Here is a 17,349-nt window from a genome sequence, read left to right as displayed (position 1 = left end):
CCGCGCAAGAGTGTGCCGCGCGGCAGATTCCCGCTCCAGGTAAGCTCCCATATCGCCGTGGCGATGAGAGGATGGTCCGATGGATGTGCACGACGAGCATGGTATGCCAAGGGCTGCGGCGCAGCCGCGCACCTTGCTGCTGGTCGATGACGAGCCGAATATCCTCGCTTCCCTCAAGCGTCTGCTGCGGCCCGATGGCTACCATATTCTCACGGCCAACAGCGGCCAGGAAGGACTGGACGTGCTGGCCAGCAATGCAGTCGACGTGATTGTGTCGGACCAGCGCATGCCTGGCATGCTGGGCGCCGACTTCCTGCGCAAGGCCAAGCTGCTGTGTCCGCAAACCATCCGCATAATGTTGTCGGGCTATACCGAGTTGCAGGCCGTCACGGACGCCGTCAACGAGGGCGCCATCTTCAAGTTCCTCACCAAGCCCTGGGAAGACCAACAGCTGCGCGGGCATATCGCCGAAGCCTTTCGCCTGAAGGGCATCGACGACGACAATGTGTGCCTGAATGCGCAACTGCGCGACGCCAACCAGGCGCTGGCGGCGGCGAATGCCGCCATGCAGGCGCTGGTGAGCCAGCAGCAGCACCAGATCAGCCGCGATGAAGTCAGCCTGGGCATCGCGCGCGAAGTACTGCAATTTCTGCCGCTGCCCGTGATCGGGCTCGACGACGAAGGCATGATCGCCTTCATTAACGCGGCGGCAGCCAATTTGTTCGAGCGGGGCGCGGCCCTGCTGGGCAACGAGGCGGCGCTGGTCTTGCCGCAACTGTTCGACGGGCAGGACACGCCCCGCCTGGTCGCCATCGACGGCCAGCCGTATGTCGTGGCAGTCCATCCCATGGGCTTGCATTCTCGCTCGCGCGGCAGCCTGGTCACCCTGAGTCGTCATGGAGCCGATACATGAGTGAAAGCGTGAGTGAAAGCGGACGCGAGATTTCCATGGAGCAGGCGCAGGAAGGCATGGTGCTGGCGCAGGCGCTGAGCGACGCCAGCGGCGCCGTGCTGCTGGCCCGGGGCGCCACCCTGACGGCGGCCAGCCTGACAGCCTTGCGCAGGCGCAATGTTGAGCGCTGCCACGTCGTTGCCGAAGACGAGGTCGACCCCGCCGCGCAGGCGCATGCCGAGCAGGAGCGCTTGCGCCGCCTGGCACGGCTGGCCGTACTGTTCCGCGCCACGCCGCCCGATTCCGCCGGGGCGGAACTGCTGGCGCTGCTGCAGCGCTACCGGCGAGGGGGCGCGGCATGAATCGGCTTAATTTTGAACATATCATCCGCCAGATACAGGAACTGCCGTCGCTGCCGGTGGTGGTGCTGGAGCTGCTGTCGAGCATGGACCAGGACGATACGGACGTGCATGTGCTGGCGCAAAAGATCGAGCTGGACCAGGCCCTGGCGGCAAAGACCTTGCGCATCGCCAACTCCTCGTTCTACGGCATGCAATCGAAGGTCACCAGCATTCCGCAAGCCGTTTCCGTGCTGGGCTTTCACAGCATCCGCACCGTCGTCACGGCCTGCGCCCTGACGGGCAGCTTCGCGCCCGTGGCCGGCGGCTTCGATTTCAAGGCGTTCTGGCGCCACTCGCTGGCCACGGCCATCGCCGCGCGCCTGCTGGCGCCGCACCTGCGCGTCAATCCCGAGACGGCGTTCACGGCCGGCCTGCTGCACGACCTGGGTACCCTGGTGCTGGTGACGCGCTTCCCGGCCGACCACGCGCTCGTGCGCAGCTACCGCCAGGCGCATGACTGCCAGATGGCCGAGGCTGAACTGGCCGTCATCGGCATCGATCACGCGCAAGTGGGCAGCGCCCTGGCCGCCTACTGGAAGTTTCCCGAGGCGATACAGCAGGCGGTGGCCGACCACCACGCCATCGACCGCCTGGAGGCGGGCGGCTTGCCGCTGGCCGTGCACATGGCCAATGCCGTCGCCCTGGCGCTCGACCTGGCCGGTATCGACGATGCGCTGGTGCCGGCCCTGTCGCCCGCAGTCTGGCGCAGCCTTGCCCTGGATGAGCAGGCCTGGCAGGCGCTGCTGGGGCAAACCGAACACACCTTCGATGAAATGTCGCGGATCATGCTGGCATGAACAAGAAAGAGGCCATGGAAACAGATGCAGGGCAGGCGCTGCCCGCCACGCCGGAACGCCGCCAGGGCGACACTATCGCCCTATCGGCATTTTTCGATGGCCATCCGGTGGCCACCTTCGCCATCGACACGGACCACGTGGTGACGCACTGGAACAGCGCCTGCGAACAGCTGCTGGGCTTTACGGCCGCCGAGATGGTCGGCACGCGCGACCACTGGAAGGCGTTTTATCCGCAGCCGCGCGCCTGCCTGGCCGACCTGCTGGTGGCCGACGATATCGCGCTCGGTGAAAATGACCTTTACCTTGGCAAGCTGAAGCGCTCCCCCGTGATTCCCGGCGCCTTCGAGGCCGAGGACTTCTTTGCCGATATCGGCCCTGACGGCCACTGGCTGCATTTCACGGCGGCGCCCCTGCGCGACCGCCAGGGACGTCTGGTGGGCGCCATCGAAACCCTGCGCGACGTGAGCGAGCGGCGCCTGGCCGAACTGGCGCTGCGCAAGGCGCACGACAACCTGGAACACCTGGTGGCCAAGCGCACGGCCCAGCTGGCCGAAATGAATGAGCGCCTGGCTGACGATATCCGCCAGCGCCAGCTCGCCGATCTCGAATTGCGCGAACGGAACCTGGCCCTGACGGAATTGAACAGCAAGCTGTCGCTGGCCCAGCAAAAGCTGCTGCAGTCGGAAAAGCTGGCCTCGATCGGCCAGCTGGCCGCCGGCGTGGCGCACGAGATCAACAATCCCATCGGCTATGTGTTTTCGAATGTCGGCACCTTGGAAGGCTACCTGGATGACCTGTTCAGCATGCTCGACGCCTACGAGGAAGCCGAGCCGGCCGTGGCCGACGCCGTGGTGGCGGCGCGCCTGCGCGCCTTGCGCGAACAGATCGACCTGGACTTCCTGCGCACCGACATACCGATGCTGATGGGCGAATCGAAGGAAGGCATTTCGCGCGTGCGCCGCATCGTGCAGGACCTGAAGGATTTTTCGCGCACGGATGCGCACCAGGAGTGGGTCTGGGCCGACCTGCGCCAGGGCATCGATACCACGCTCAATATCGTGAATAACGAGGTCAAGTACAAGGCCGACGTGGTGCGCGAATATGGCGACATTCCTGATATCGAATGCCAGCCTTCCGAGCTGAACCAGGTAATCATGAACCTGGTCGTCAACGCGGCCCACGCCATGGGCGAGGAGCACGGACGCATCACCTTGCGCACGGGCAGCGATAACGCGACGGAAGTGTGGATCGAGGTCGAGGACACGGGCGGCGGCATCGCGCCCGAACACCTGTCGCGCATCTTCGATCCGTTCTTTACCACCAAGGCCGTGGGCAAGGGCACGGGACTGGGCCTGTCGCTGGCCTACACCACGGTGCAAAAGCACCACGGCCGCATCGACGTACGCAGCGTCATCGGCCGCGGCACCACCTTCCGCATCACCTTGCCCGTGCGCCAGGCGCAGGCCGCCGTACCATGACCGAACAGGACAGCATGAGCTCCAGCACCAGCGCCAGCACCGCGGCCGCGCCACCGACCATCCTGTGCGTCGACGACGAACCGAATATCCTCTCGTCGCTGCGGCGGCTGTTCCGCCCGCACGGCTACCGCGTGCTGACGGCCGACGGCGGCGCGGCGGGCCTGGCCCTGCTCGAGAGCGAGACGGTGGACCTGGTCATCTCCGACATGCGCATGCCGCACATGGATGGCGCGCAATTCCTGGCCCAGGTGCGCCAGCGCTGGCCCGGCACCATACGCTTGCTGCTGACGGGCTATGCCGATATCCAGTCCATCCTCGACGCCATCAACCAGGGCGAAATCTACCGCTACGTGACCAAGCCGTGGGACGAGAACGATATCGTGCTGGTGGTGCGCCACGCGCTGGAACGGCGCGCGCTGGAACAGGAAAAACTGCGCCTGGAAGCGCTGACGGCCAGCCAGAACGTGCAGCTGCAGGCGCTCAACGCCAGCCTGGAAGCGAAGGTGGCCACGCGCACGCAGCAGCTGAAACAGTCGCACGACGAGGTGCAGGCGGCCAATGAGCGCCTGAAGGCCACGTTCGTGACGACGATCAAGGTGTTTTCCAACCTGATCGAGATGCGCGGCGGCAAGCTCGTCGGCCATGCGCGGCGGGTGGCCGAGCTGTCGCGCAAGCTGGCGCAGGCGCTGGGCCTGGAAGGGCAGGAGGCGCGCGACGTGTTCATCGCGGCCCTGCTCAAGGATATCGGCAAGCTCAGTTTGAGTGACGATGTACTCGAACTGCCGGCCAGCGCCTGGACGGGCGAGCAGCTGGCCGCGTTCCGCAAGCATCCGCTGCGCGCCGAACAATTATTGATGGCGCTCGACGAGCTGCGCGCCGTCTCCGTTATCCTGCGCTCGCAGCTGGAGCGCTTCGACGGCGGCGGCTTTCCAGATGGCCTGGTGGGCCTGGCCATTCCCATGGGCGCGCGCATCCTGGCGCTGGCGTCCGACTACGACGGCTTGCAGATCGGCGCCATGGTGCAGCGCAGCCTGCGCGCCGACGAAGCGCGCACTCTGATCTACGACAGTGTCGGCAAGCGCTACGACCCGGCCGTGGTGGCCGCGTTCCGCAGCATCATGGAGGAGACGGAGCCGGCGGCGCGCGACCTGACCGTGCTGTCAGGCCAGCTGGAGCCGGGCATGACGCTGTCGCGCGACCTGATCAGTCGCGATGGCTTGATGCTGCTGGCGGCCGAGCACGTGCTGACGGCCCGCGTGATTGCCCAGCTGCTCGATTTCGAAGGCAAGAATGGCGGGCGCCTGAGCATCCGCGTGTACGCGCCGCCGAAAGACGCCTAGGCGTGCGTGGCGCCAGGCGGCTGCAGCGGCAGGTGCACGGTAAAGCGCGTGCCCTGGCCCACTTCGGACGCCACCTCGATGCGCCCGCCATGCTTGTTGACGATGCCATATGACAGCGACAGCCCCAGACCCGTGCCGCTGCCCACGGCCTTGGTGGTGAAGAATGGCTCGAAGATGCGGTTCAGGTGCTCGGGCGCGATGCCGGCGCCCGTGTCGCCGATTTCCACCCATACCCAGTTGTCCGCATGACCGGTGCGGATGCTGATCACGCCGTCGCTGCTGATGGCCTGGCCCGCGTTGACGAGCAGGTTCATGAACACCTGGTTCAGCTGCGACGCCAGGCACAGTATCGGCGGCAGTTCGCCATACTGTTTCTCGATGCGCGCCTTGTATTTCAATTCGTTGGCGACGATATTGAGGGTGCTGTCCAGGCCCGCGTGCAGGCAGGCCACTTGCCAGTCCGTCTCGCCCACATGGGAAAAATCCTTCAGCGCCTGCACGATGTCGCGCACGCGCTTCAAGCCATCCATCGATTCGCGCACCAGGTCCACCATGTCGTCCTGCAGGAAGGCCAGATCGGCCTGCGCGCGCACCTCGGCCACGCGTGCGGCCAGTGCAGGGCCGTCGGGCGTCTCGCGCATCGCCGCTTCATATTGCCCGATCACGCCGAACAGGGTGCCGACATAGCCTTGCAGCGAACTCATGTTGGAATTGACGAAGCCGATCGGGTTGTTGATTTCATGCGCGATACCGGCTGCCAGCTGGCCGATGGAGGCCATTTTTTCCGATTGCAGCAACTGGTCGTGCGCTTCCTGCAACTTGCTGATCAGTAGTTGCTGTTCTTCGCCGCGCGCCTGCAGCATCGCTTCCATGCGCTTGCGTTCCGTGATGTCCGTCAGCGAGCCGATCACCTCGAACGGCACGCCATGCTCGTCGCGCACCAGGCGCAGGCTGTCGTGCATCCACAGATAGCTGCCGTCGCGCACGCGGAAACGGTATTCATAGGCGCGCGCGCCTTCGACGAAGATCTGCGCCAGGCTGGAAAAAATGCCGGGCGCATCGTCGGGGTGGATGTGGTCGAACCAGAAGTTGGGGTCGGCCACCATGTCTTCGGGCTGGTAGCCCAGCACGTTCAAGGCATTGTTGCTGACGAAGGTCATCTTGAAGTCGCCGCTGGGCACGGTGCAATAGATGATGGAGGGCGTATTGTCGAGCAGGTATTGCAGGCGTACGGCCGTGGCGGCCGGTGTGCCATCGCCAGGTGGCCCCTCGCCGTGCTTGCCGGCCTCGGGGTTGGAAAAGTCGAAATCCTCGAACTGCATCGTCACACCTCGCTGCCTGCACCGCATTGCCATCATCCTGACTTGATTATGCCTGATTCTGCCTGCCTTGGGCCGCCATCGGCACGCTCAGGGGGCCAGCGGCTGCTCGACGATCGCCATGCGCCGCGCAATGCGCTGCGCCGCTTGCGTGTCGCCCGCCTGTTCGGCGCGCAGGCGCTGCACGCCCAGCCACGCCAGCAGCGGGCGGCGCCAGCCCTGGTCCGAGGCGGTGGCCACGGCCGTGTCGAGCAGCTCCGGCGTGGCGCGGCCCGAGCGCAGCAGCACGCCGGCCGCCACCAGTTGCGACAGCGGGTCCTTGATGGCCGCCACGGCGCTGGCGGCGGCCGTGTCGGCGCCGGCACCGGCTGGCGCGCGCTGCGCTTGCGGCAGCAGGGCGATGTCGGACGCTTGCGCCTTGCCGGCCAGGTAAGCCGCATACGCGCGGTCGGCGTCATTCGCGTCCGCTTGCAGGGCGTCGAAGCCGGCACAGTCCTCGAAGGCCAGGCTGGCCACGCGCGCGGCGCAACGCAGCAGTTCAATGCGTGCCACGAGCTCGAGCTTGCCCGTGCCGGCTACCTGGCTGCGGGCGCGGCGAAATTCCGTCTGCTCGACCAGGGCGTTGCCGCCCAGGTAGGCCGCCTGGAAGCGTTCGACGGAACTTTGCGCATTCATTTTCCAGTCTGGCACGGGCGGGCCGCTGGAGCAGGCGGCGAGCAAGGTGCACAGCAAGGCGGAGATGGCGGGGCGGGATATTGTCATGGCAGTTTGATCTCCGGATTGCGCTTGAACGGCCATTTGCGGTTGATTTCATTGACCAGCTGTTCGACCTTGCGCAGATTGCTTTCCACGTCCGCGCGCAGCGGGCCCAGGTCGGCTGTCGCCGCCCTGGCGTTGGCGCCCACGGCTTGCGCCTCGACCAGCACGGCGTCGACTTTTTTCAGGCTGTTGCGGGTGTCGGCCAGCAGGGCGTTCAGCTGCACGATGGTGGCCTGCGCATCCGTCATCACGCCTTTTTCGCCGAAGACGCGCGTGTCGGCATTGGCCACCAGGCCATCCGTGCGGCGCGCCAGCTGGTCCGCCGTGACCAATAAGGCGTTGGCCCGCTCGACCAGCAGGCGCGACTGCTTGTCGTCGCCCGTCAGCAAGCCCATGGCGCCGCCCGGGCCGCTCAATTTGCCCGTCACGGCCTGCACATTGCGCAGGGTGCCGTCGAGTGGAGAATCGGTGCCCGTCAGGCTGCCCAGGTTGTTCAGCAAGTCTTTCGCGGCGGCCAGCAGGCGCGGGATTTCCGCCGCCATGTCGCCCACCAGCAAGTCGCGCGTGGCGTCGTCGGGCAGCGGCGGGTCCGTCAGGATGCCGCTGTAGGCGCGCAGCTTGGCGCCGCCCACGATACCCCGTTCCAGCGTGAAGATGGAACTGCTGCGCAGCCAGTGCGCGTCTTTGCGCGGCACGTCGATGATGACGCGCGCGCGGCCGTCCGGCGCCAGTTCGATGCGCTGCACGCGGCCGATGGGAAAGCCGGAAAAGGTCAGGTCGGCGCCCACGCCCACGCCGTCCGAATCGTCGGCCGTCAGCACCAGCGTTTGCGTGGCTTCGAAGGCGCCGCGCGCATACATCAGGTAGATAACGGAGCCGACCACCAGCACGAACATGAAGACGAGCAGGATGGCCGCCTTCAGTTCGGCGTGGCGCACGGGCGGCGGGGCGGGCAGCACGGCATCTGGCGTGAGACCGGCGGGCGCCGTGACGTCGACCTGGTCGGGATTGGGTGGCTGGCTCTGGCTCATGGATTCTGGCTCTCGTATGGGTGGTTCGGGGATCGCTGGCGGTGGCGGCGGGGCATCAGTAGTAATTGCCCATCAGCGAAGCCACTTCGATCAGCAGGATGACGGAAAACAGGCGCAGCATTTCGGACAGGCCGTGCGCGGCCCACAGGCGGTTGCGCCGGCTGTGCAGCTCCTCCGGATAGTACGAGGAAGCCAGCGGGATCAGGGCCACGGCAAAGCTGAAGAAGATGACTTTGAGCATCAGGATCAGGGCCACGGCCGGATTGAAGATTTGCCCCACCACCCGCGTGTAGCCTTGCAGCGCCCACGGCGTAAAACCGTAGATGGTGAGGTAGGCGAGGATCAGCGAGGTGACGCAGCTGACGATGGCCAGCATCCACACGGCGAAGATGCCCGACATGACGCGCGGAAAGTATTCACGGCGCAGCAGGTCGACGCCCTGGCGCTGCATGGTGTCGAGCATGCCGGAAGAGCGCATTTGCGCAAACGCAATGCCGTCTGGCAGGGTCAGGCGCAGGGCCACGAACAGGGCGGCCGTCAGCGGTATCAGTTCCAGCACCAGCACGCGCACCACCATTTCCAGCGCATAGCGCGACAGGCCGTAGCTTTGCGCGCTGACGACGACGATGCGGATCAGCACCAGGCTGACCAGCGCGCAAGCCACGCTGAACCACACGAGATTGGGGGCCGTATTCGTCACCAGGCGGTGCGCGAGGATGGGGCGGTTGTCGCGGTTATAGCTCGACGGCGACAGGGCCAGCGAAAACACGAGGGTGGCGAAATGCAGCATGCGCCACCAGCTGACCAGCCAGGCCATGGTGGCCCGGTGCAGGCGGCGCAGGCTGATGATGAGGGAGACGGAGAGGGTCATCATGGCATCTTAACATTGGATGCGTTCGATACAAGCGATTGTCCAGTCGTGCGGCCGTGCGCGGGCTACCCTATTGCCCGGCTACGCTGGCGACGCTGTGGATGATCGCATCGGCCGCCGCGCGCACGCGTGCCGAACGGTTCAGGTCCGCATGCATGACCAGCCACACGTCGTAGCTTTCCGCCCGCTCGGGCCAGATGCGCACCAGTTGCGGGTCGATATCGCCCAGGTGGGTGGCCAGCTCGGCCACGCCCAAGCCCGCGCGCGTGGCTTCCTGCAGCATCGCCGCCGAGTTCACTTCCATGGCGACCCTGGCGTTGGCGACGGGTTCGCCGGCGATTTTTTCCCCATGGCGCGGCGTCACGGAATGGTGGTAGATGACGATGTCGTGGCCGGCCAGCGCCGTGCCGCGTACGGGCTCGCCCCGCTCCGCCAGGTAGCTTTTCGACGCATACAGGCCCAGGCTGCGCTTGACCAGGTGGCGCGAAATGAGGTCCGGGTCGGTGGGGCGCACGCCGCGCACGGCCAGGTCCGCTTCGCGCCGCGTCAGGCTGGCCAGCGCGGGCGCCACGTTGAGCACGATGCGGATGTCCGGGTGGGCCGCGTGCAACTGCTGCATGGCGCGGATGACGAAATGGCTGGCCATGGTGTCGGTGGTGGCCACGCGTACCAGGCCGCTTAAACGGTTGTCGACGCCCTGCATCTCGCGTTGCAGCTTGTCGGCCGCCCGCTCCATGGCTTCGGCCGCCGTCAGCGCCAGTTCACCGGCCGGCGTGGGCACGTAGCCGGACGGCGTGCGCAGGAACAGGGTGGCGCCCAGCGAGCTTTCCAGTGCGGCCAGGCGGCGCCCGCAGGTGGCTTGGTCGATGCGCAGCAGGGCGGCTGCGCCGCGCAGGGTGCCGGCGCGGCCGATGGCGAGAAAGATGCGCGCGTTATCCTAATCCATGAGCCCAGTCCTTGTCCTTGTTTGCTGATGCATTTTTGCATCAATGCGCCGATTTTATGCCTGTTTACTGCATTATTCAACGCTCGCATAATGGCTGCCCGCTGTCCCAGCAAGGAAATATCATGTCTGTCCCTACACCACACCGCGCCAGCGGCTTGATCCTGCTGACCCTGGCCTTAGGCTTCGTCATGGCCATGCTCGACGTCACGGCCGTCAACGTGGCGCTGTCCGATATCGCCCTGGACTTGAGCATCCCGCTGACGGGCCTGGTCTGGGTGGTCGACGGCTACACCTTGACGTTTGCCGCGCTGCTGCTGGCCGGCGGCGCGCTGGCCGACCGCTACGGGCCGAAAGCCGTGTACCAGGCCGGCCTTTGCGTCTTCATCCTCGGCTCGGTGTTGTGCGGCGCCGCGCCCGACGGGCATTTTTTGACGGCGGCGCGTTTGCTGCAGGGCGCGGGTGCGGCGCTGTTCATGCCCAGTTCGCTCAGCCTGCTGACGCACAGCTTTGACGACGAGCGCGAACGTACGCGCATGCTGGGCGCCTGGTCGGCGCTGGTGGGCGTGGCTGGCGCGTCCGGCCCGCTGATCGGCGGCATCCTCGTGCACCAGTTCGGCTGGCGCAGCGTATTCTGGGTCAACGTGCCGCTGGGCGTGCTGGCCATTGTCATGGCGCAGCTGCTGCTGGCCGCACCGGCGCGCCAGCCGCGCGATCTGTCGCTGCTCAGCCATGCGCTGGGTGTGGCGGCGCTGGCCGGTTTAAGTTTTGTCTTGATCGAAGGCCCCGTGCTGGGCTGGCTGTCGCCCGGCGTGCTGGCGGCGGTCGCATTGACGGTGCTGTCGGCCGGGCAATTGCTGCGGCGCGAACGCAGCGGCAGCCATCCGCTGTTGCCGCGTGAACTGTTTCACAGCAGCAGCTTTGGCGCGGCCAATGGCGTGGGTTTTTTGATCAATTTCTGCGTCTTCGGCCAGCTGTTTTTATTGAGCCTGTTCCTGCAGCAATCTAGCGGTGCCGATGCCCTGCAGTCGGGCTTGCGATTGCTGCCGATGATGGCGGCCTATACGGTGGGGAACTTCATGGCAGGCGGTATCGCGGCGCGTCATGGCACGCGCTTGCCCATGCTGGCCGGCTTGCTGGTGGGGGCCGTGATGGCCTTGCTGCTGGTGGGCTTGCGTCCGGGCACGCCATATGGCTGGCTGGCGCTGGGCACGGCCGTGATGAACGTGGCCATCGGCATTGCCATTCCCGCCATGACGGCCACCGTGATGCGGGTGGCTGGCAAGCAGCATGCGAACAGCGCGGCGGCGGCCCTGAATGCGAACCGCCAGATTGGCGCGCTGGTGGGCGTGGCCCTGATCGGCAGCATCCTGCACATGCTGCCCGACTGGTCGCTGCGCTTGCCGCTGGCCTACGCGACCATTGCCGTCGCGTATGGCCTGGCGGCGGGCCTCGTGTATCGGCACGTGCATCGGCCGAAGGCCGTGCCCGCCTGAAGATAGCTTACTGTCCGCGCGTGCTGCGCCATTCCACCAACTCTTCGATGGTCAGAATCGGCATGCCATGCAGCTCGGCGAAGCGTTCGATATCGTCGCCGCGCATCATGCTGCCGTCCGGGTTCATCAGTTCGCACAGCACGGCGGCCGGGTTCAGGCCCGCCATGCGTGACAGGTCGACGGAGCCTTCCGTGTGGCCACGGCGCTCGAGCACGCCACCGGGCGCGGCGCGCAGGGGGAACACGTGGCCGGGGCGCACCAGATCGGCCGGCTTGGCGTTCGGCGCGATGGCGGCGCGGATGGTGGTCACGCGGTCAGCGGCCGACACGCCCGTCGTGACGCCGTCGCGCGCCTCGATGGACACCGTAAACGGCGTGCCGTAGCGGCTGCCGTTGTCGGGCGACATGGGCGGCAATTCCAGCGCGCTGACGACGTCCGTGGGCAGGCACAGGCAGACGATGCCGCTGCATTCGCGGATCAAGAGGGCCATGGTTTCGTGTGTGAGTTTCTCGGCAGACAGGATCAGGTCGGCTTCGTTTTCACGGTCGAAATCGTCGAGCAGGATGACGGGAATGCCGGCGCGCATGGCGGCCAGGGCGGACTGGATGCGACCTTCCAGGTCGTTGGAAAGCAGGGTATAGCTGTTGACTAACATGGTGAAACGCTCCTCGCATAGGCGAAAAACGCTGCAGGGCAAGCGAATAGACGCAGCCGGCCGCATCGACAGGTCGATGGGACATCGCGTTTACTGCACATCTTCTTGCATCCGGACTATACCGTCGGCTCTGGAGTTACACCAGATCTGCTGACCTCATCAGGCGAAACCTGACAAGCGCTCGCGGGCTTGACCGTTGCCGGTCTTACCGCCGGTGGGGAATCGCACCCCGCCCCGAAGACGTCGTTGTGCCGGTCCACATGACCGGCGGCAATACTTTAGCACAGATGAAAAAAAGGGGCAGGTCACTGTTGAGTTTGTCATTCGGCAAAGTTGCTTGGGGAAAGCGGTTTTTCCTAAGCTGTTTTTAATGGCGGAAAGACGATTTCAGTGTAAGGTATGTCTACTGAATCTTACCGTTGAGAATACATGAAGCTGAGTAAATTACGCCTGATCTCGGGCGCCGTCTTGCTGGCGTGCGCCTGTATGGCGCAAGCAGAAATCCGTTTGACCGATCCCCTGCCGCTGGCACCAGAAGTGACCGTCGGAAAATTGCCGAATGGCTTGACCTATTACATCAAGAAAAATGCCCGTCCCGCGCAGAAAGTGGAATTGCGCCTGGTGGTGAAAGCCGGCTCCATCCTGGAAGATGACGACCAGCAAGGCCTGGCGCATTTCACGGAACACATGGCCTTCAATGGCTCCACGCATTTCAAGCGCAATGAGCTCATTTCCTATTTGCAATCGATCGGCGTGAAGTTCGGCGCCGACTTGAATGCCTACACGAGCTTCGATGAAACCGTGTACGTGCTGCCGATTCCGACGAACAAGAAGGACAACCTGGAAAAGGGTTTTCTCGTGCTGGAAGACTGGGCACATGGCTTGAAATTCAACCCGGCCGACATCAACAGCGAGCGCGGCATCGTGCTGGAAGAGGCGCGCCTGGGCAAGGGCGCCAGCGACCGCATGAACAAGGTGCTGTATCCGAAGCTGCTGAACGGGTCGCGCTATGCGCAGCGCATGCCGATCGGCAAGGAATCCGTCTTGAAAACGTTCAAGCCGGAAGCCATCAAGCGTTTCTACAAGGATTGGTACCGGCCCGACCTGATGGCCGTGATGGTGGTCGGTGACGTGGAGCCGAAACAGGCTGAAAAGCTCATCCAGCAGCATTTCGGCAAGCTGAAAAATCCCGCGCAACCGCGTCCGCGCCTGTATGCGGAAGTGCCGCAGCGCTCGCAGACGGAAGCGCTGGTGATCACGGACAAGGAAGCGCCGGACGACACCGTCTTCATCCGCTATCCGATCCGCGCCGCGCAGGAGCCCGTCACCATTGCCGATTACCGCCGCCAGATGATCGAAAACCTGTATGGCCAGATGCTCAGCGCGCGCATGCAGGAATTGACGCAGCAGGCGAACCCGCCCTTCATCCAGGGCGGCAGCAGCATGGGCAAGCTGGTGCGCGGCTACGAGTCGTTCAGCGCGTATGCCCTGCTGGGCAAGGGCGGCGTGCAGCCGGCCGTCGACGCGCTGATGCAAGAAGATGAGCGGGCGCGCCGCTTCGGTTTCAGCCAGGATGAGCTGGACCGCGCGCGCAAGAACATGCTGCGCAATTACGAGCGCGCATACAGCGAACGCGACAAGTCCGATTCGTCCGGCTTCGTGGCCGAGTATTCGCGCAACTTCCTGGAGCAGGAAGCCATTCCCGGCATCGCCAATGAATTGCTGTACGCGCAGGAACTCTTGCCGCAGGTGACCTTGCAGGAAATCAACGAGACGGTGGCAAGGGTGATTCCCGACCAGCAAAAGAAACTGGTGGTCTTCATGGGCGCCGAGCCGAAAGCGGGCGCCAGCGTCCCGACGCAGCAGCAATTGCTCGACGCCGTGGCGCAAGCCGAGCGGCAAAAGGTCGAACCGCGCACGGAGAAAGTGCTGGCCAGCAAGCTGATGGATGGTCCGCCGGCCGGCGGCAGCATCGTCGCTGAAAAGTTGAATAGCGCCATCGGCGTGACGGAACTGACCCTGGGCAATGGCGTGCGCGTGCTGCTGAAACCGACGGATTTCAAGAATGACCAGGTGCTGATGGGCTCGACCCGCTTCGGCGGCCAGTCGCTGTTCGGCGACGCCGACATCTACAGCGCCCGCTATGCCAGCGCCGTGGTCGGCAGCATGGGCTTGAAGGATCTGGCGCCGCTGGACTTGCAAAAGGTGTTGGCCGGCAAGACGGTCAACGTGGGCGCCTCGCTGGGCGAACTGAGCGAAGGCTTTGGCGGCTCGGCCAGCAGCGCCGACGTGGAAGCCATGCTACAACTCGTGTATCTGTATTTCCATGACGTGCGCAAGGATGCGGGCCTGTACCAATCCTTCATCGGCAAGCAGCAGGACCTGGCGAAAAACAGCATGGCGCAGCCGGAAGCCGTGTTTTACGATGCCGTCCAGCACGCCACGTTTGGCGACAACCCGCGCGTCGATGGCGTGCCGCGCGCGGCCGACTTCGACAAGGTGGGCCTGGAGCGCTCGCTGGACATCTTCCGCCAGCGCTTTTCCAGCGCGCGCAACATGACCTTCATCTTCACGGGCAGCTTCGAGCTCGAGAAGATCAAACCCCTGATCGCCAGCTACCTGGGCACCTTGCCCGTGGCGGAGGTGCCGCACGCCTACCGCGACGTGGGCATGCGCCCGGTGACAGGGATCGTCAAGAAGGATATCTACATGGGCAGCGAGCCCAAAAGCACGATTTCCATCACCTTCAATGGCGACGTGGCGTATTCGGACGAGCAAAAGCTGACCCTGCAGGCGCTGGGCGAGGTGTTGAACCTGAAAGTCATCGAAGTGCTGCGCGAAAAGATGAGCATGATCTATGGCGGCGGCTTCGAAACGTCCATGGGCCAGCATCCATATGGTCATTATTCGGTGGCGCTGAACTTGCCGACGGGGCCGGAAAATGTGGACAAGGTGATCGCCGCCGCCTTTGCCGAAATCAACAAGATGAAGGCCGAGGGGCCGTCCGTGGCCGACCTGGAAAAGGTCAAGCTGAACTGGATCACGCGCCAGCAGAAATCCTTGCGGGAAAATAATTACTGGATGAACCAACTGATGGGTTCGGTGACGCAAGGCCGCGATCCCGCGCAGATTTTGCGCTACGAGCAGCGCGTGCGTGCCATCACGCCGCAAGCCGTCAAACTGGCGGCGCAGCGCTACCTGGACCTGCACAATTATGTGCAGGTGGTGCTATATCCGGAACGTAAAAACGTTGCAGCCAAGTAATCTTCATTGTTGAACTGCAGGGGCGGCAGGGCGGCGAAGCTGTTAAACTGCTGCTTGGTGATGTGATCGCAATTTGACAAGCAAGGAAATACGATGGCTAAGAAAGAAGAACTCGATCCGGAAACCCTGGAATTGATCAACTGGTGTATCGAGGTTGAAGGCTTCCTGGTGGCCGGCGGCGCCACCGTGGCACAGGCGCAAGACCACATTGAAGAGCAGGTCGAGTGGTTTACCGACCAGTTCTACGACGGCTTGACGCCGGAAGAGGCGGCCAAGGAAGCGCTGGCGTGATCCTCCAGTAACAAGCGAGTAGCAATAAAGCGGGCGGTGCCTGCCAGGCATCAGCCTGGTAGCGCCGCCCGCTTTGCTTTTCTGAAAAGATTTCCATTGGGAAATTGTTTATAATTCCACGCTTTATTTTCTACCCAGGCTCCCATGACACTCCGTTCGCGCATTCTCCTCCTGTGTTTCAGCACCTTGCTGGGCATCGTCCTCATCGCCTCGTTTTCCCTGTATTCCTTGCGCCAGACCATGATGGCGGAAAGGGTGGAGCAATTGACGGTGCTGGTGGAATTGGCCAACGCGTCCGTGGAAAAGGCGTATGCGCTGGAACAGTCGGGCAAGCTCACGCGTGAGCAAGCCCAGCAGCAGGCCAAGCTGGTCATCGGCAGCTTCGTCAAGGACGAGATGTATTATTTCGTGCGCGATTTCAGCACCGACTTGCTGTACGTGCATCCGAATGCGTCGCGCATCGGCACGCCGCAAAAGAACATGAAGCAGTCGGGCGACCGTTACCGCGCCGCGCTGGCCACCAGCCGCATCGGCCTGGTGCAGGCGGACGGCACGCGTCCCGGCGTGAAGGACCCGGTGGCGAAGATGTATGCGGTGGTGAAATTTGCGCCATGGGATTGGCTGATCGGCACGGGCACCTACATCGATGACATCAACCACAAGTTCTGGGCCCAGGCCGGCGTGCTGCTGGCCATCGGCGGCGCGCTGATGCTGGTGGTGGGCGCCCTGGCGGCGCTGATGCTGCGCCGTATCCTGGCCCAGCTCGGTGGTGAGCCCGACTATGCAGCGGCCATCGTGGCGCAAATTGCCCAGGGCGATCTGACCACGCAGATCGATACGCGCCCCGGCGACACGTCGAGTTTGCTGATGGCGATCAAGGCCATGCGCGACAACCTGGCGCATCTGGTGAGCCAGGTGCGCAACGATGCGGAATCCATTTCCACGGCGTCCGGCGAGATCGCTTCCGGCAACCACGACCTGTCGGCGCGCACGGAACAGCAGGCGGGCTCGCTGGAAGAAACAGCGTCGACCATGGAAGAAATGACCTCGACGGTGCGCCAGAATGCGGACAATGCGCGCCAGGCCAACCAGCTGGCTATTTCTGCCTCGCAAGTGGCGACGCAGGCGGGCGGCGTGGTGAGCCAGGTGGTCGACACCATGGGCGCCATCAATGCCTCGTCGAAAAAGATCGGCGACATCATCGCCGTCATCGACGGCATCGCCTTCCAGACGAATATTTTGGCCTTGAATGCGGCCGTGGAAGCGGCGCGCGCGGGCGAGCAGGGGCGTGGCTTCGCCGTCGTCGCCAGCGAGGTGCGCAACCTGGCGCAGCGTTCGGCTGCCGCCGCCAAGGAAATCAAGCAATTGATCGACAGTTCCGCCGAGCAAGTGGGGGCCGGTGAAAAACTCGTGGCGCTGGCGGGCGAGACGATGGAGAAAGTCGTTTCCAGCGTGCAGCATGTGACCGATATCGTGGCCGAGATTTCCTCGGCCAGCGCCGAGCAGAGCGCCGGCATCGAGCAGATCAACCAGGCCATCGTCGAGATGGATAACATGACGCAGCAAAACTCGGCCCTGGTCGAGCAGGCTTCGGCGGCGGCGCAGGCCATGAACGAGCAGGCGGCCGGGCTGGCGCAGATCGTCAGCGTGTTCAAGGTCGGTGCCGTGGCGCGGCAGGCGGCGGCGCCCTTGCGCACGGCGCCGGCAGCGCCGCGCCGTCTGGCGCGCTAAGCTGTCGTCATAGCGGGAACTTATCGCCCGAGCGTCTGTCAAACCATTCTTGGTCCTTAGCGGATGCACAGAAGAGGTGAG

The 17,349-nt window shown here is 64.4% G+C and carries 15 protein-coding genes and 1 riboswitch; of the genes, 9 read left to right on the top strand and 6 right to left on the bottom strand.

What is annotated here, in order from left to right; translation table 11 throughout:
• Positions 1 to 79 precede the first annotated feature (79 nt).
• Genes CNX70_RS20300 through nosR form a run of 5 tightly spaced genes read left to right on the top strand, consistent with a single transcriptional unit; the run spans position 80 to position 4,908 of the window.
• Positions 80 to 913 carry a response regulator gene (locus CNX70_RS20300; RefSeq protein WP_096236494.1) on the top strand — a complete coding sequence of 278 codons (834 nt, stop codon included), beginning with the start codon at positions 80 to 82 and terminating at the stop codon, positions 911 to 913.
• Positions 910 to 1,254 carry a hypothetical protein gene (locus CNX70_RS20295; RefSeq protein ID WP_096236493.1) on the top strand — a complete coding sequence of 115 codons (345 nt, stop codon included), beginning with the start codon at positions 910 to 912 and terminating at the stop codon, positions 1,252 to 1,254. Before CNX70_RS20300 ends, CNX70_RS20295 begins: the two co-directional genes overlap by 4 nt.
• Positions 1,251 to 2,090 (top strand): HDOD domain-containing protein, encoded by an 840-nt coding sequence (locus CNX70_RS20290; protein WP_096236491.1) that lies wholly within the window; start codon positions 1,251 to 1,253, stop codon positions 2,088 to 2,090. The genes CNX70_RS20295 and CNX70_RS20290 overlap by 4 nt, the downstream gene beginning before the upstream one ends.
• Positions 2,087 to 3,568 (top strand): PAS domain-containing sensor histidine kinase, encoded by a 1,482-nt coding sequence (locus CNX70_RS20285; RefSeq protein ID WP_244198885.1) that lies wholly within the window; start codon positions 2,087 to 2,089, stop codon positions 3,566 to 3,568. Before CNX70_RS20290 ends, CNX70_RS20285 begins: the two co-directional genes overlap by 4 nt.
• Before the next feature lie 14 nt (positions 3,569 to 3,582).
• Positions 3,583 to 4,908 carry a response regulator c-di-GMP phosphodiesterase, NosR family gene (gene nosR, locus CNX70_RS20280; protein WP_096238584.1) on the top strand — a complete coding sequence of 442 codons (1,326 nt, stop codon included), beginning with the start codon at positions 3,583 to 3,585 and terminating at the stop codon, positions 4,906 to 4,908.
• Here nosR and CNX70_RS20275 read toward each other — a convergent pair.
• The 5 genes from CNX70_RS20275 to CNX70_RS20255 all read right to left on the bottom strand — a co-directional run bounded on the left by CNX70_RS20275 (position 4,905) and on the right by CNX70_RS20255 (position 9,813).
• A complete protein-coding gene (locus CNX70_RS20275) occupies positions 4,905 to 6,230 on the bottom strand; it encodes an ATP-binding protein (protein WP_096236489.1) in 1,326 nt (441 codons plus the stop codon). The genes nosR and CNX70_RS20275 overlap by 4 nt on opposite strands.
• A gap of 87 nt (positions 6,231 to 6,317) precedes the next feature.
• Positions 6,318 to 6,989 (bottom strand): hypothetical protein, encoded by a 672-nt coding sequence (locus CNX70_RS20270; RefSeq protein WP_096236488.1) that lies wholly within the window; start codon positions 6,987 to 6,989, stop codon positions 6,318 to 6,320.
• A complete protein-coding gene (locus CNX70_RS20265; RefSeq protein WP_096236486.1) occupies positions 6,986 to 8,017 on the bottom strand; it encodes an MlaD family protein in 1,032 nt (343 codons plus the stop codon). Before CNX70_RS20265 ends, CNX70_RS20270 begins: the two co-directional genes overlap by 4 nt.
• 55 nt (positions 8,018 to 8,072) lie before the next feature.
• Positions 8,073 to 8,888: an MlaE family ABC transporter permease gene (locus tag CNX70_RS20260; RefSeq protein ID WP_096238583.1), complete on the bottom strand. Its 816-nt coding sequence runs from the start codon at positions 8,886 to 8,888 to the stop codon at positions 8,073 to 8,075.
• A gap of 70 nt (positions 8,889 to 8,958) precedes the next feature.
• On the bottom strand, positions 8,959 to 9,813 hold the full coding sequence (locus CNX70_RS20255) for a LysR family transcriptional regulator (RefSeq protein WP_244199193.1): 855 nt from the start codon (positions 9,811 to 9,813) through the stop codon (positions 8,959 to 8,961).
• Between the two features lie 143 nt (positions 9,814 to 9,956).
• Between CNX70_RS20255 and CNX70_RS20250 the strand changes: the two genes are divergently transcribed.
• Entirely contained in the window at positions 9,957 to 11,327 is a 1,371-nt protein-coding gene (locus CNX70_RS20250) for an MFS transporter (RefSeq protein ID WP_096236484.1), read from the top strand.
• A 7-nt stretch (positions 11,328 to 11,334) separates the two neighbouring features.
• On the opposite strand, the gene ribB is transcribed toward CNX70_RS20250, so the two are convergent.
• Positions 11,335 to 11,982, bottom strand: a complete 648-nt coding sequence (gene ribB / locus CNX70_RS20245) for a 3,4-dihydroxy-2-butanone-4-phosphate synthase (RefSeq protein WP_096236482.1) — start codon at positions 11,980 to 11,982, stop codon at positions 11,335 to 11,337.
• 95 nt (positions 11,983 to 12,077) lie between these two features.
• Positions 12,078 to 12,228: riboswitch (FMN riboswitch) on the bottom strand.
• 183 nt (positions 12,229 to 12,411) lie between these two features.
• Here ribB and CNX70_RS20240 point away from each other — a divergent pair.
• From CNX70_RS20240 to CNX70_RS20230, 3 genes are all read left to right on the top strand, one after another.
• Positions 12,412 to 15,246, top strand: coding sequence for a M16 family metallopeptidase (locus CNX70_RS20240; protein ID WP_096236480.1), 2,835 nt, complete (start codon positions 12,412 to 12,414; stop codon positions 15,244 to 15,246).
• A gap of 93 nt (positions 15,247 to 15,339) precedes the next feature.
• Positions 15,340 to 15,537: a hypothetical protein gene (locus CNX70_RS20235; RefSeq protein ID WP_010399555.1), complete on the top strand. Its 198-nt coding sequence runs from the start codon at positions 15,340 to 15,342 to the stop codon at positions 15,535 to 15,537.
• 144 nt (positions 15,538 to 15,681) lie between these two features.
• Positions 15,682 to 17,268 carry a methyl-accepting chemotaxis protein gene (locus CNX70_RS20230; RefSeq protein ID WP_096236478.1) on the top strand — a complete coding sequence of 529 codons (1,587 nt, stop codon included), beginning with the start codon at positions 15,682 to 15,684 and terminating at the stop codon, positions 17,266 to 17,268.
• Positions 17,269 to 17,349: the final 81 nt, after the last annotated feature.

It is taken from the genome of Janthinobacterium svalbardense (genome assembly GCF_002327145.1).
Classification (GTDB): Bacteria; Pseudomonadota; Gammaproteobacteria; order Burkholderiales; family Burkholderiaceae_D; genus Janthinobacterium; species Janthinobacterium tructae.
This window is presented reverse-complemented; position numbering and strand designations above follow the sequence as displayed.